The organism is Gilliamella apicola (assembly GCF_000599985.1).
GTDB classification, from domain to species: Bacteria; Pseudomonadota; Gammaproteobacteria; order Enterobacterales; family Orbaceae; genus Gilliamella; species Gilliamella apicola.
This window is the reverse complement of sequence record NZ_CP007445.1, coordinates 379982-393517: the sequence shown is the minus strand read 5'-3', so window position 1 is coordinate 393517 and position 13536 is coordinate 379982. Positions and strand designations below refer to the sequence as shown.

Here is a 13536-nt window from a genome sequence, read left to right as displayed (position 1 = left end):
TTTACATCAATTTAGAAAAGTAATTGCATAAAAGTTATATAAAAACGCCATAAATGGCGCTTTTATAATATTAAGAGGCTTTTATCTCTTTATTTCTGCAAGTTTTTTGCGGATATTTTCTGCACGTGATTTAGAAGATGGATGACTACTTAATATTGAAGAATCTCCACCACCTAATTTATCAAATGCTGTTGCAAGTCCTGCTGGATTAATTTTTTTCTGAACTAAGAAATCAAATGAATAGTTATCTGCATCTTGTTCTTGTTTTTGTGAGAATTGAGAATTAATTACTGCTTTTGCTAAAGCACCTAACTTAGATTTAGATATTGAAGCGACTGCAGCATTACCTGACGCAGCGGCTGCATCTTGGGCAATTTCAGTTGCATAAGCAACTTGAATAGCTTTTTTACTATGACCTAAAGCAACATGACCCAATTCATGACCTAAAACACCTTGAATTTCATTATCTGTCATTAAATCCATTAAACCACTATAGACACGCACACAACCGTTTGCCATTGCCCAAGCATTAACATCTTTAGTGATATATACTTTATAGTTAATTGGTGTACCATCAATTCTATTGCCTAAATTTTTAACAATTCTCTTTAATCTTTTAGAGTAAGCGCTGTTTGCAGAGGCAACTTTTGATTGGGCATCCATTTGTGCACAAGAATCTTTACTTAATTGTTTAACTTCATCATCACTTAATGTTGCAGCTTTAAGACCTTTCATGCCTAGATTAGCCAAATCATCTGGATTCATATTACAACCAGTTAGAGACATAGCTGCAACTAAAGGTAATGCAACTAATAATGTTTTTTGATGTTTTTTCATAATTTTTTCCTTATTTAAATAATTATCTATATCCATCTAAACTAAGTTAAGTTAAGTTAGACGCAGAAATTTTAAACTAACTTTAATAATAATCAATAAATAATTGCTTGTTTTAACACTTGAAAAATAATTTCTTGATTACTCAGTATATGAGATTTAGACTAATCACCCATTTTTTAAGGTACAAATTTATGCAACTATCTGATTTCGATTTTACACTTCCTAAAGAACTCATTGCCAAATATCCATCAGAAACTAGAAGTGCATGCCGGCTTTTATCACTTGATGGAAAAACAGGTAAGATTAGCCATGACATTTTTACTGATATTGTCGACAAAATTAATCCAGGCGATTTGCTTATTTTTAATAACACTAGAGTCATACCTGCTCGCGTTTATGGAAAAAAATCATCTGGTGGTAAAATTGAAATACTTATTGAACGATTATTAGATGGGAATCGTGCACTTGCACATATAAAAGCGTCAAAATCGCCTAAAGAAGGAGCAGAATTAATATTAGGAGAAGACTCATCGGTTACTGTAACTATGGTAGCTCGTCATGATAGCCTTTTTGAATTACAATTTCCGGACGACGTTCTTACCATTTTAAGTAAAATCGGTCATATACCTTTACCGCCTTATATTGATAGACCTGATGATGACCAAGATCGTGAAGTTTATCAAACCGTATACAATAAAGTACCTGGAGCAGTTGCAGCACCTACGGCTGGACTTCATTTTGATGAAAGTTTATTAGAAAAACTGAAACAAAAAGGGGTTGAAATGGCTTTTGTCACTTTACATGTTGGCGCAGGGACATTTCAACCAGTAAGAGTTGAAAATATAGAAACGCATGTTATGCACGCAGAGTATGCAGAGGTTCCAGAGGAAGTTGTCAAAGCGGTATTAGCCTGCAAAGCCAGAGGTAATAAAGTTATCGCAGTGGGAACGACCTCGGTTAGAGCACTTGAAAGTGCAGCACAAAAAACTGGGGAAATTGCTCCTTTTTTTGCTGATACACAGATATTTATTTATCCTGGCTTCCACTTTAATGTCATTGATTCACTGATCACAAATTTTCATCTACCCGAATCAACATTAATTATGCTTGTATCAGCGTTTGCAGGATATGAAAATACAATGAATGCTTATCAAGAAGCGGTTAAGAAACAGTATCGATTTTTTAGCTATGGTGATGCTATGTTTATCACTAAACAATCTAATAAATCAATTTAAAATCTTATCAACATTTAGTAGGAAGTTACTTAATCAAGCTGATATGTCAAATTTGATTGGTAACTTTTCCAATCAATCATTTTAATTAGCTATTTATTCTTTAATTTATCTAAAATGTTATTCATACGATGTAAATTTGACGGATGAGCTGTCGGATATTCTGATGCATGAATAGGCATTTTAGATAACATATTTATCAAACCTATAGGATCAATTTTTTCTTTTAATAGAAGATTCAAAGCATATTCATCAGCCTCAACTTCATACTGTTGCGCAATTTCTTGTTTTACCATGATAACAATTTCATTGGCTTTATCGGTAATTTCAATATAAGGAGCTTGCCGAAATGATTTTATAGCATGTTTAAGTGCAATATGTCCTTGTTCATGTGCCAATACGGCTTGCAACTCATTATCCGTCAATAATTTCATCAATCCACTATTCACGCGAATACAACCATTTGCAGTTGACCAGGCATTGGGTTCAATATTCAAATAAACCTTATAATTTATATTTCTATTATTAATATTGTTAGGCAATGTATTAACGATTTTATTTAACCGTTGATTCAAAGCATGATTATTAGTTGCAATTGTTGCCCTATGATCCATTTCATTACAGGCTTGCGTACTAATAGCGATTATATCTTGTTCGGATAAAATTTTTACTGTTTCAGAAGATATACGTTTAGTTGAACCAGTATTTGCACTATTTTGACAGGCGGTCGACACAAATATTAATAATAATGAAAATATCAAAATAACATAATTCACAATTCTTAAGATCCTTTCAAAAGTTGTTAATTCAAGTCAAGCACGATAAACTAAGCGCTGCAATGTAATAGTACACAATGCATTATATCAATAATTCGCGCCAAACTGTTTATTTGGTCGCAAGAGGTAAATAAATAAATGAAATTTGAATTAGATAATACCGACGGCTTAGCTCGTCGTGGACGTATGAAATTCGATCGCCGTGGGGTCGAATATACTGTAGAAACCCCTGCATTTATGCCTGTCGGAACTTATGGAACAGTAAAAGGTATGACACCTGAAGAAGTTGCCGCAACGGGAGCTCAAATCTTATTAGGCAATACCTTCCATTTATGGCTAAGGCCTGGACAAGAAATCATGCGTAAACATGGTGATCTGCATGATTTCATGCAATGGCATGGTCCAATCTTAACAGATTCAGGTGGTTTTCAGGTATTTAGTTTAGGTGATATTCGAAAAATTAAAGAAGAAGGCGTCTATTTTAGGCATCCAATCAATGGAGATAAAATCTTTTTATCACCAGAAATTTCCATGGAAATCCAATATGATCTTGGTTCTGACATCGTCATGATATTTGACGAATGTGCACCATTTCCTGCAGACTGGGATTATGTCAAAAAATCAATGGAAATGTCACTACGTTGGGCCAAACGCAGCAGAAAACGCTTTGATGAGTTAGGCAATAAAAATGCCCTATTTGGTATTGTTCAAGGTGGTATACATCAAGAATTACGTGACATATCAATTAAAGGATTAACAGAAATTGGGTTTGATGGTTATGCTGTTGGAGGCCTCGCTGTCGGCGAACCAAAAGAGGATATGCATCGTATATTGGAAGGCACATGCCCACAATTACCTGCCGATAAACCACGTTATTTGATGGGGGTTGGTAAACCAGAAGATTTAGTGGAAGGCGTACGTCGTGGCATCGATATGTTTGACTGTGTAATGCCAACTCGTAACGCACGCAATGGTCACCTATTTGTAACTGACGGTGTAATCAAAATTCGTAATGCCAAATATAAAGATGACACGACACCGCTGGATCCTCATTGTGATTGTTACACATGTAAAAATTACACAAAATCTTATCTGCATCATTTAGATAAATGTGGGGAAATTTTGGGCGCACGATTAAACACCATTCATAATTTGCGTTATTACCAACGCCTAATGGCAGAGATTCGTGAAGCCGTGGCAAATAAACGTTATGAAGAATTTGTTATCGAATTTTATCAACGTATTGGTAAAAAACCTGCCCCATTCGCAAAATCTGAAAATAACTAGCATATTTTTTTAGGTAAGTATTGACACTTTTTAGTTAGCGCAGTATTATGCGCTTCCTAACGGCGAGTAGCGCAGCTTGGTAGCGCAACTGGTTTGGGACCAGTGGGTCGGAGGTTCGAATCCTCTCTCGCCGACCAATTTTAAATAAAGAAGCCTACTCACTGAGTAGGCTTTTTTATTATCTGCATTTTGAGAGGATGAGAACCGACCAGAGGTTCGAGCCGATCTTAATAATTCTAATCATCTTTCTTAATAAAGCTAATTAAACACTCGCCCGCATTCGAATGACTGGTACAAACGCTGACAAATCTATTCTATTTGTTGCTTTTTTATTCTTTAAATTATCTAATAGCAGAGTGGCTGTATATTCACCGATTTCCTTATACGGAAAAGCGACTGTTGTTAATGCTGGAAAACTTACTTGACTAAACTCATTATCACCAAAGCCAGTTACGGCTAATTGATAAGGAACTCGAATATGTCGACGTTGACATTCATACAAGGCCCCACAAGCTAATTCATCTGTCGTACAAATTAATGCGTCTAGTTCTGGCCAATTTAACAACATATCGGGTAACAACTCACTTCCAGTACTAAAATTGGCTGGTTTAGCTGCATTAATAACTCGATGTGTAGGAAGATGATAAGCTAACATGGCTTTATGCCATCCGTGTAAACGCTGTTGAAAAATTTGATATTCTTGGTTAGCACAAAGTAACCCAATGTGTTGATAACCTTTTTTAATCACATATTCAGTAAGCATATACATGGCTAAACTATCATCTATTCTAATGTTTAGATTAGTTAATCCTTCATAATCTTTACCGATATTCAAAATAGGAACAATTTTGTTTTGTAGAATTTTCTCAATAAAACTTTCATCTTCAACTTGAAATAGTAATATTGCTTCAAGATTATGACTATATAAAGCATCCAACATTTGCGATTCGAATTTTTGATAGTGATAAGATTCAATAACTAATGTTGTATATTCCTCTTTTGCTAAGTGTGTTTGAAGTGAATTTAACCATAGTTGAGCTGAATGATCATATATTTTAGGAGTAATAACAGCAACAACTCGATTTGCCGATGCAGAAGCTAGCAAACTCGCGGCAACATTGGGTTTATAGCCTAAAGTATCGACAGCAATTTGAATTTTTTGGCGAAGTTTGTCCGAAACTCGATCAGGAGTTCGTAAAGCTCTAGATACGGTCATCGTTCCGACACCTGCATATTTTGCAACATCGAATAAAGTAATCTGTCCGGTAGTTTTACGCTTCTTTATTTCTTGCATCTTTCATTCCGATTAAATTGAATCTAAATTTTTTCAAATAAATCTGATATTAATGGTAGCAAAACAGAAAAAATTGATACAAATAATAAATAATAGACAAGTATGATGCAATCATTATGGAATGCCTCTTATTTACATAATACTAATACGTATAGATAACTATTTTATAATCGATGTATTAAAAATGTGTCCTTCATCACAAAATAAGAAAAATTTTTACCAACTTTGATAGCGCTATCACATTTCTACTATTTTTCTATTTCTAATTTTATTTAATATGTTATTTTTTAAACTAACTATTGATGATATCAGTTTTAGTGGAGGTAAAATGTTAGGTAAATGGTTAACCGACCAAACAGTCAATATTGTTGATTCTGTTGAAGATTGGAAGGAAGCGATACAAATTTGTGCAAAACCATTATTAGAAAATAATGCTATTTCGCAAAATTACGTCGAAGCAATTTTTCAATTACATGAATCAATGGGACCTTACTACGTATTGGCACCTGGTATCGCCATGCCACATGCTAGACCAGAGCAAGGAGTCAATCAACTAGGTTTATCGATGCTATTGGTCAAACAAGGCGTGAAATTTAATTCAACAGAAAATGACCCTGTATATTTAATTACATTATTAGCAGCCAGTGATAGTACGAGCCATATTGAAATGTTAACTCAATTAGCTGAGCTGTTTAGTGAAACAAACGACATGCAGACAATTTTTAATGCACAAAATAGTGATCAAATATTAGCTGTGATCAATCGTTATTAAATTTAATAAAATTAAGAAAAGGATAAATAAAATGAAAATTATGGCAGTTTGTGGTTCAGGTCTTGGTAGCAGTTTTATGGTTGAAATGAATATCAAAAAAGTCCTAAAAAAATTAAATATTGATGCAGAAGTAACCCATGCAGATCTTGCCTCAGCAACACCAGAACAAGCTGATTTATTTGTTATGACAAAAGATTTAGCTGATAGCTCTGGTATTCCTAGCGATAAACTAGTTGTTCTAAATAATATAATTGATATCAATGATTTGGAGTCCAAACTCGTTGAACATTTTGCTAAGCAATAGTCAAATAATGAGGTGTTGCAATGATTCAAGATGTTGTTAAATTTTTCGTTGATATTTTAAAAGTACCTGCCGTATTAGTTGGTATGATTGCTATGGTTGGGTTAATAGCCCAACGCAAATCATTTGCTGATACGGTAAAAGGAACAATTAAAACTATTTTAGGATTTTTAGTATTGGGTGGTGGTGCAACTGTACTTATTAGTGCGATTACACCATTAGGCATGATGTTTGAAGAAGCCTTTAAACTACAAGGTATCATCCCTAATAATGAAGCTATCGTGTCAATGGCATTAAATAAATATGGAGCAGCAACAGCATTAATTATGGCTTTTGGGATGATTGCTAATATTGTGGTTGCGCGTTTTACATGTTTAAAGTTTATCTTTTTAACTGGACATCATACCTTTTATATGGCTTGTATGATTAGTATTATTCTAACTGTTGCAGGTTTTGAAGGCTGGCAATTAATCTTTACTGGAGCCCTTGTACTTGGGCTGATTATGGCGTTTTTCCCTGCAATAGCTCAACCATATATGCGTAAAATAACAGGAAATAATGATGTTGGATTTGGCCACTTTGGTACCTTAGGTTATGTATTGGCAGGAGCGCTAGGTCAAATCGCAGGTAAAAACTCTCGTTCAACGGAAGAGATGAATTTACCTAAAAATCTAAGTTTCTTGCGTGATAGCTCAATTTCAATTTCATTAACAATGATGATTATCTATCTGATCCTTGCCATTTTTGCTGGGCCTGATTATGTCCAAACAAAGTTAAGTAATGGTGATAATTACCTAGTTTATGCAATCATTGAAGCAATTACATTTGCAGCTGGAGTATTTATTATTCTACAAGGTGTACGGTTAATTCTTGCTGAAATTGTTCCAGCATTTACAGGTTTCTCAGAAAAACTCGTGCCGAATGCTAAACCAGCCTTAGATTGTCCAGTTGTTTTCCCATATGCACCAAACGCGGTACTAATTGGTTTTTTATTTAGTTTTCTAGGAGGATTAGTTGGTCTATTTGTATTAGGTCAATTAAATGCTGTACTAATTCTACCTGGCGTAGTTCCTCATTTCTTCTGTGGTGCAACTGCTGGTGTTTTCGGTAATGCTATGGGTGGACGCCTAGGTGCAATGCTTGGCGCATTTGCTAATGGTTTATTAGTCACATTTTTACCTGTCCTTTTATTACCTGTTTTAGGTTCACTTGGTTTTGCAAATACGACTTTCTCTGATGTCGATTTCTGTGGTATTGGTATTATTTTAGGTAATATGGCCAAATGGTTTAACAAAGACATAATAATGGTTATTATTATTGCTGTCTTTGCTCTTTTGGTTATCCACAACTATATGTTTAACAATAAGAAAACTGCAGATAATTAAGTGTAAAAGTTTTTAATTAATTCCAAATAACGATTAAATTACCAGATCAAATGATCTGGTAATTTTTTATAATTAATGCTAACGATAAAACTAGAAATATAATTATTTAATTTAGTAACGTTTTATATTATTCTTTGATTTATATTTATACTAACTAAAAATTGGTTGTACTCTCTTAAAGGAATAATTAATGACAAATACCAATCAACAAATTATCTTTGTCAATGAACATATTCATTTAGTGCCATCAGATCGACAATATTCAACTAAGTTATACAATATTATTGATGTTAATCGTGATAGTTTTAGTCAATTTATGGCTTGGCCTAAATTTGTCAATAATGAAACTGACACATCAAATTTTTTAGATAATTGTTCAATCGAGCATCAAAAAGATATTACCAAAACTTATGTAATTTTATGGGATAGCAACCCTGTCGGCTTACTGTCTTTTAATCGAATAGATAAAAACAATAAAACTGCCTATATTGGTTATTGGCTCGATAGCCGAGCAGAAGGTAAAGGTGTTATGACTCAAGCAATCCAAGCGCTGACTCACTACTATGCATCACAAAAAATAATTAAACGATTTGTTATTAAATGCTCTGTCGATAATCCTAAAAGTAATGCAGTTGCTAAACGATGCGGTTTTAGTTATGAAGGAACACTTAAACAGGCTGAATACTTAAATGGAATTTATCATGATCAAAATATTTATGGCCTAATTTCAACATACCTTTAAAATTTTCACCAAATTGTAACAAAATGATTACTCACTAACTTTATATTAAATATATTATTAACGATTAAGTTAAAGAAAAATTACGCACAAAAAGACCCTCATTAATTGGTTGTCCAACTATTGGGGTCATTTCATAATATCGTTTTTTAGTTTTATAACGTCTATCTAAATAACTCATTTTGCAATAAACAAAATATAATCATTTATTATTTACTTACCACTCCACCATAAAGAGCTAACAGAGCAACGATGATCATTGTAGACACTGCGATGGTATATTGCATTTTCACTTTGTATTTCTTCATTTCACCAAGTGAAAGTTCTTTATTTTTATTCTTTCTGTGGTAATAAAAATATAAAGGTAAACCGATTAAAGTTAGAATTATTGACGCAATGCCATTAAAAGTTTGATAGACAAGCATACCGTAAATAACATACATAGCCCCTAGAATAGCGATAATCGGAATGATTGGATAACCAATTACTTTATAAGATCTTGGGACATCGGCATATTTTTTACGAGCGATGATTACACCAATAAATGTTAATAGATAAAATACCCAAATCGAAAACATTGAGATTTCAGATAAACGATCAGCATCCAGTAAAATTGAATATAAAAAAGAAAATATCACTAATACACATATAGCATTAACTGGTGAGCGGCTATCATCATCAATTGTACTTAAATAACGCGCGCCAATGATGGTTCCTCGTTCTGCCATACTGAAAATTGTACGAGATAACGTCATAATATAACCATTAATCCCACCTAAAATTGAGATCATAATGCCAACAGCAACTAAATTACCACCCAAATGGCCAAACATACGTTGTGAGGCAACGGCCGAAGCATCATGACCAAGTGATACCATTTCTTGTACAGGAAAAATTTTAAACAATGCAATATTGATACAAGCATAAACAACAACTAAAAATATAATGCCCAAAATAATTGCTTTAGGTAAAACTTTTGCGGGATTATGAATTTCACCGGCAACAGAGGCAACTTGAGCCCAACCATCATAAGCAAATAAAGTAGCTAAAATAGCTACAGCAAATGGAGCATAAGTTTCAATCCCTTGACCACTAGCACTAAATAATGCTACTTGACCATTGCCTTTCCATAGCCCAAATATTGCTAACAATAAAATGGGTATAAGCTTACAAGCAGTAGCTATGGTTTGCAAATAACCTGCTTGTTTAACACCAATAGCATTAATAACAGCAATAAATCCTAAAACGCCAGCACTTACTGCCATTTTATAAGAATCATCAATGCCAAATAACAAACAAAATACCGAACTGAAATATCCCACCAATGCTCCAACTAATGACGGAGCAAAAAGCACGGTAATCATCCAACCATAAAGATGAGAAACTTTTGAGCCGTAAATTTTTTCTAGATAAACCAACATACCGCCCGTACGTGGAAACATAACACCTAATTCACAAAGCGTTAATCCACCACAAATAGAAAAAACGCCACCAATGATCCACGCTAACAGTGCATAGTTATAATCACCGGCAACTTCTAATACGGCTGGCGGTTTCATAAATGCGCCAGCCCCTAAAACCATACCAACAACCAGTGACAATGCAGAAACTAAACCAAGATCTTTCCGTAAATTATTTTCTAAATTGTGATCTTCCATAAAGGTCCTCTTAAAACATATTAAATTAGCGAGCAAAATTGATTTATGATATGGATTTCTTAATAAAATACAAGAACGATTAATATTATTGATAGTAAAACTAACGAAAGTAAAAGTGATAAATTAATATTTGATCAACAAAAAAGCTGGCATCAAGCCAGCTTTTATTGGTTTTTAATTTAATATAGAAAACAATTATTTCTGTTTTTTCATTTTCATATCAACAACCATACGACCACGAATTTTACCTTCTCTCATTTCGTTAATCATGTCGTTGATATCTTCTAATGGACGTTTTTCAACAATTGGTACAACTTTACCTTCAGCACTAAATTGGAATGCTTCGGCTAAATCTTGACGCGTACCAACCAATGAACCTAAAACTTGAATACCATCTAATACTGTTTTAGGAATACTTAAATCCATAGTTTCAGAAGGTAAACCTAAAGCGACAACTCTACCTAAAGGACGAACAGACTCAATTGCTTGATTAAAAGCAGTTTTAGTGACCGATGTTACCACCGCACCATGCACACCACCACCTGTATGTTCTTTAATATAAGCACCTACGTCTGCCACTTTTTTAGGGTTAACAAGCAAGTCGGCACCAAGCTCTTTACATAGTTCTAATTGACTGTCACTATTACTAATCGCCACTACTTTATTGTTAAACACTTTTTTACCATATTCAACAGCTAAAGTACCTAAACCACCAATACCAAATACCGCAAGCCATTGACCAGGTTTTGTGTCTGCAACTTTGATGCCTTTGTAAGTTGTTACTCCAGCACAAGTTACGCTAGTTGCTTGAGCCGGATCTAATCCCTCTGGCACTTTAACTGCATAATCTGCTTTAACAATACACTGTTCTGCCATACCACCATCGACACTATATCCAGAATTTAAAACATTACGGCAAAAGGTTTCCTGACCTGAAATACAATATTCACACGAACCACAACCAGCATGGAACCAAGCAATACTGACTCGATCACCAATTTTTAAACTTTTCACATCTGGAGCTATTTTAGTAACGATCCCTACTCCCTCATGCCCAATAACACGACCAGGTTTTTTACCAAAATCACCCGCCGCCACATGAAGATCTGTATGACAAAGACCACAATATTCAACTTCAACTAAAGCTTCACCTGCTTCTAATGGACGAAGAGGAATATCTTTAATCTCAACTTGACCATCGCACTCTTGTCTAACAACTGCTGCCTTCATTTTTTTCTCCTAAATAATTTTAAAATAAAACATAACTTAGTTTATTCTATCCTAACTATGTTGAAAAAAAATGAGCTATTTCACAAAATTATTAAAAAGTTTGATTATTTAATACTCCTGATTGAAACGTATATATAACCTCAAACTTTTTGACAAAAATCTAGAATTGCTAAAAAGCGTCCTTAATTAACTTTATTAGTTGTTTGCTCTGCTTTTTTATTTTGCTGTTATCTATTGAATAATAATTCATACCCATTAACTTAATTGTGAATTAACCAAATAATTTGATAACTTAATGTAAGTTAGCGATAGATAATCAAAAATGCTTAATTAGTTTTTACATTTATCTCATGAAATTTTTAGATCAATTAATGATGGTATAAGGCTTTTTGAAAGATTACGCCATGAAATAAATAGAAGATCACAGACAGGAAAATGTTTTTATATTTTAAAGGAACAAGCCTGAATACTCGTTCCTAATTTGACATTAAAAAAATTATGGTTAACCAATATCATTTGCAATATATTTTTGACTATTATTATTTATTAATAAAAATAGTCCAATTAATGCACCAAGTGCAAATAACCCAACCACATACATAGCTGGTGCCATTTTGTTTACAAAGTCAGTCAAAAACGATATCAGTAATGGTGTTAATCCACCAGCGATGGCATACGCCATATTAAACGAAAACGATACCCCACTATAACGAATTTGAGTAGGAAAGACTTTCACCATAAAATAGGCAAAAGATCCAACAATACCCACGCAGAATCCTGCTAATGAATAAGTGATAAATAAAAGTTGATGATTATCTAAGGATAAATAAAAAATAGCGATAGCAAGCGCAGCAAGAATACAACCGATCAATATGACCTTACCCATCGCACACTTATCCATCATCATACCATAAAAAGTACAACTTATAATCAGACCTATTATTGCTAATATATTGCCTTGTAGCGCATCAATTGGTGAATAACCAAATGATTTTTGTAATAAAATAGGAGTCATTAACATAATAACCATAATACCGGCTGATAAAACCCAAGTCAGTAACATAGATAATATTGTCTGTGGTAAATATTGAGTTATCACGGTAACGACAGGAATTTTATTAACCAGTTCTTGTTGTTTACGTTTCTGAATTTCAAGAAAAATTGGCGTTTCTTTTAGCCAACGGCGCAAATACATTGCGATCAAACCAAAAATACCGCCAAGAATAAAAGGAATACGCCATCCCCAATCGATTAATTGTTCGGGTGAAATGCTTTTATTCATAACAGTTGAAACCAAAGAACCGAGTAAAATACCTAAACTTAAGCCACTAGTTAAAATTCCACATGCTAAGCCAATTTTATCTTTTGGTACGTGCTCAGCGACAAACGTCCAAGCACCAGGTACTTCGCCCCCTACTGCCAATCCCTGACATAACCGCATAAGTAGTAATAATAAAGGTGCAAAAATTCCAATATGGGTATAAGTAGGTAAACAACCGATAAATAACGTTGGTAAAGCCATAAGCAGAATGCTAAGTGTAAACATCCGTTTGCGACCAAACAGATCACCAAAGTGCGCCATAACAATTCCTCCAAAAGGACGAATTAAATAACCAGCGGCAAAAATACCGAATGTCTGTACCTGACTTAACCATGCAGGCATATCATCAGGAAAAAACAGATGACTGATAGTAATTGAAAAAAATACGAATATAATAAAATCATAAAATTCTAAAGCTCCGCCTAAAGCAGACAATGCTAATGTTTTATAGTCTTGTTTATTTAAAGTACGCGTTTGCGTAATTGGTGCCGTGTATGACATAGTTTTCCTTGTAAATTATTTTTTACACAGAGTGTACGTTAATCTACTAATATACCTGAACAACATTTTTTTTAAAGACAATATCAACAAATATGACAACCTACATTTTATTATTCGCATGAAACAAAATCTTTTTTAAATTTAAGTGGTTTGGCTAAATAAACAGCACTAAATGGTTAATATATATTTACAAATTAAAACTA

The 13536-nt window shown here is 33.7% G+C and carries 12 protein-coding genes and 1 tRNA gene; 7 read left to right on the top strand and 6 right to left on the bottom strand.

What is annotated here, in order from left to right; genetic code table 11:
- Nucleotides 1-81: 81 nt before the first annotated feature.
- Nucleotides 82-837, bottom strand: a complete 756-nt coding sequence (locus GAPWK_RS01865) for a M48 family metalloprotease (protein ID WP_025314600.1) — start codon at nucleotides 835-837, stop codon at nucleotides 82-84.
- Between the two features lie 191 nt (nucleotides 838-1028).
- On the opposite strand from GAPWK_RS01865, the gene queA reads away from it, so the two are divergent.
- Entirely contained in the window at nucleotides 1029-2072 is a 1044-nt protein-coding gene (gene queA, locus GAPWK_RS01860; protein ID WP_025314599.1) for a tRNA preQ1(34) S-adenosylmethionine ribosyltransferase-isomerase QueA, read from the top strand.
- A gap of 89 nt (nucleotides 2073-2161) precedes the next feature.
- Here the strand turns inward: queA and GAPWK_RS14065 are convergent, their stop codons facing one another.
- The gene (locus GAPWK_RS14065; protein ID WP_025314598.1) at nucleotides 2162-2845 is read right to left on the bottom strand and encodes a M48 family metalloprotease; all 684 of its coding nucleotides are present in this window, start codon (nucleotides 2843-2845) and stop codon (nucleotides 2162-2164) included.
- A 138-nt stretch (nucleotides 2846-2983) separates the two neighbouring features.
- Between GAPWK_RS14065 and tgt the strand changes: the two genes are divergently transcribed.
- Nucleotides 2984-4132, top strand: a complete 1149-nt coding sequence (gene tgt / locus GAPWK_RS01850; protein WP_025314597.1) for a tRNA guanosine(34) transglycosylase Tgt — start codon at nucleotides 2984-2986, stop codon at nucleotides 4130-4132.
- A 60-nt stretch (nucleotides 4133-4192) separates the two neighbouring features.
- Nucleotides 4193-4269: transfer RNA gene (locus GAPWK_RS01845), tRNA-Pro, on the top strand.
- 125 nt (nucleotides 4270-4394) lie between these two features.
- On the opposite strand, the gene GAPWK_RS01840 is transcribed toward GAPWK_RS01845, so the two are convergent.
- A complete protein-coding gene (locus GAPWK_RS01840; RefSeq protein WP_025314596.1) occupies nucleotides 4395-5426 on the bottom strand; it encodes a LacI family DNA-binding transcriptional regulator in 1032 nt (343 codons plus the stop codon).
- 328 nt (nucleotides 5427-5754) lie between these two features.
- Here GAPWK_RS01840 and GAPWK_RS01835 point away from each other — a divergent pair, with 328 nt between their 5' ends.
- The 4 genes from GAPWK_RS01835 to rimL all read left to right on the top strand — a co-directional run bounded on the left by GAPWK_RS01835 (nucleotide 5755) and on the right by rimL (nucleotide 8626).
- Entirely contained in the window at nucleotides 5755-6198 is a 444-nt protein-coding gene (locus GAPWK_RS01835; RefSeq protein ID WP_025314595.1) for a PTS sugar transporter subunit IIA, read from the top strand.
- 31 nt (nucleotides 6199-6229) lie between these two features.
- Nucleotides 6230-6502, top strand: a complete 273-nt coding sequence (locus GAPWK_RS01830) for a PTS sugar transporter subunit IIB (protein ID WP_025314594.1) — start codon at nucleotides 6230-6232, stop codon at nucleotides 6500-6502.
- A gap of 20 nt (nucleotides 6503-6522) precedes the next feature.
- A complete protein-coding gene (locus GAPWK_RS01825) occupies nucleotides 6523-7884 on the top strand; it encodes a PTS ascorbate transporter subunit IIC (RefSeq protein WP_038517037.1) in 1362 nt (453 codons plus the stop codon).
- Nucleotides 7885-8074: 190 nt separating this feature from the next.
- Nucleotides 8075-8626, top strand: coding sequence for a 50S ribosomal protein L7/L12-serine acetyltransferase (gene rimL / locus GAPWK_RS01820; protein ID WP_025314592.1), 552 nt, complete (start codon nucleotides 8075-8077; stop codon nucleotides 8624-8626).
- Between the two features lie 206 nt (nucleotides 8627-8832).
- Here rimL and GAPWK_RS01815 read toward each other — a convergent pair whose 3' ends face one another.
- From GAPWK_RS01815 to GAPWK_RS01805, 3 genes are all read right to left on the bottom strand, one after another.
- Nucleotides 8833-10281, bottom strand: coding sequence for an APC family permease (locus GAPWK_RS01815; RefSeq protein ID WP_025314591.1), 1449 nt, complete (start codon nucleotides 10279-10281; stop codon nucleotides 8833-8835).
- Between the two features lie 195 nt (nucleotides 10282-10476).
- The gene (adhP, locus tag GAPWK_RS01810; protein WP_025314590.1) at nucleotides 10477-11511 is read right to left on the bottom strand and encodes an alcohol dehydrogenase AdhP; all 1035 of its coding nucleotides are present in this window, start codon (nucleotides 11509-11511) and stop codon (nucleotides 10477-10479) included.
- A gap of 502 nt (nucleotides 11512-12013) precedes the next feature.
- A complete protein-coding gene (locus tag GAPWK_RS01805) occupies nucleotides 12014-13333 on the bottom strand; it encodes an MFS transporter (protein WP_025314589.1) in 1320 nt (439 codons plus the stop codon).
- Nucleotides 13334-13536: the final 203 nt, after the last annotated feature.

Bases quoted from the DNA above. Each gene is read 5' to 3' on its own strand.
- GAPWK_RS01865 (WP_025314600.1), bottom strand. From the start codon at position 837: ATGAAAAAACATCAAAAAACATTATTAGTTGCATTACCTTTAGTTGCA.
- queA (WP_025314599.1), top strand. From the start codon at position 1,029: ATGCAACTATCTGATTTCGATTTTACACTTCCTAAAGAACTCATTGCC.
- tgt (WP_025314597.1), top strand. From the start codon at position 2,984: ATGAAATTTGAATTAGATAATACCGACGGCTTAGCTCGTCGTGGACGT.
- GAPWK_RS01840 (WP_025314596.1), bottom strand. From the start codon at position 5,426: ATGCAAGAAATAAAGAAGCGTAAAACTACCGGACAGATTACTTTATTC.
- GAPWK_RS01835 (WP_025314595.1), top strand. From the start codon at position 5,755: ATGTTAGGTAAATGGTTAACCGACCAAACAGTCAATATTGTTGATTCT.
- GAPWK_RS01830 (WP_025314594.1), top strand. From the start codon at position 6,230: ATGAAAATTATGGCAGTTTGTGGTTCAGGTCTTGGTAGCAGTTTTATG.
- GAPWK_RS01825 (WP_038517037.1), top strand. From the start codon at position 6,523: ATGATTCAAGATGTTGTTAAATTTTTCGTTGATATTTTAAAAGTACCT.
- rimL (WP_025314592.1), top strand. From the start codon at position 8,075: ATGACAAATACCAATCAACAAATTATCTTTGTCAATGAACATATTCAT.
- GAPWK_RS01815 (WP_025314591.1), bottom strand. From the start codon at position 10,281: ATGGAAGATCACAATTTAGAAAATAATTTACGGAAAGATCTTGGTTTA.
- adhP (WP_025314590.1), bottom strand. From the start codon at position 11,511: ATGAAGGCAGCAGTTGTTAGACAAGAGTGCGATGGTCAAGTTGAGATT.
- GAPWK_RS01805 (WP_025314589.1), bottom strand. From the start codon at position 13,333: ATGTCATACACGGCACCAATTACGCAAACGCGTACTTTAAATAAACAA.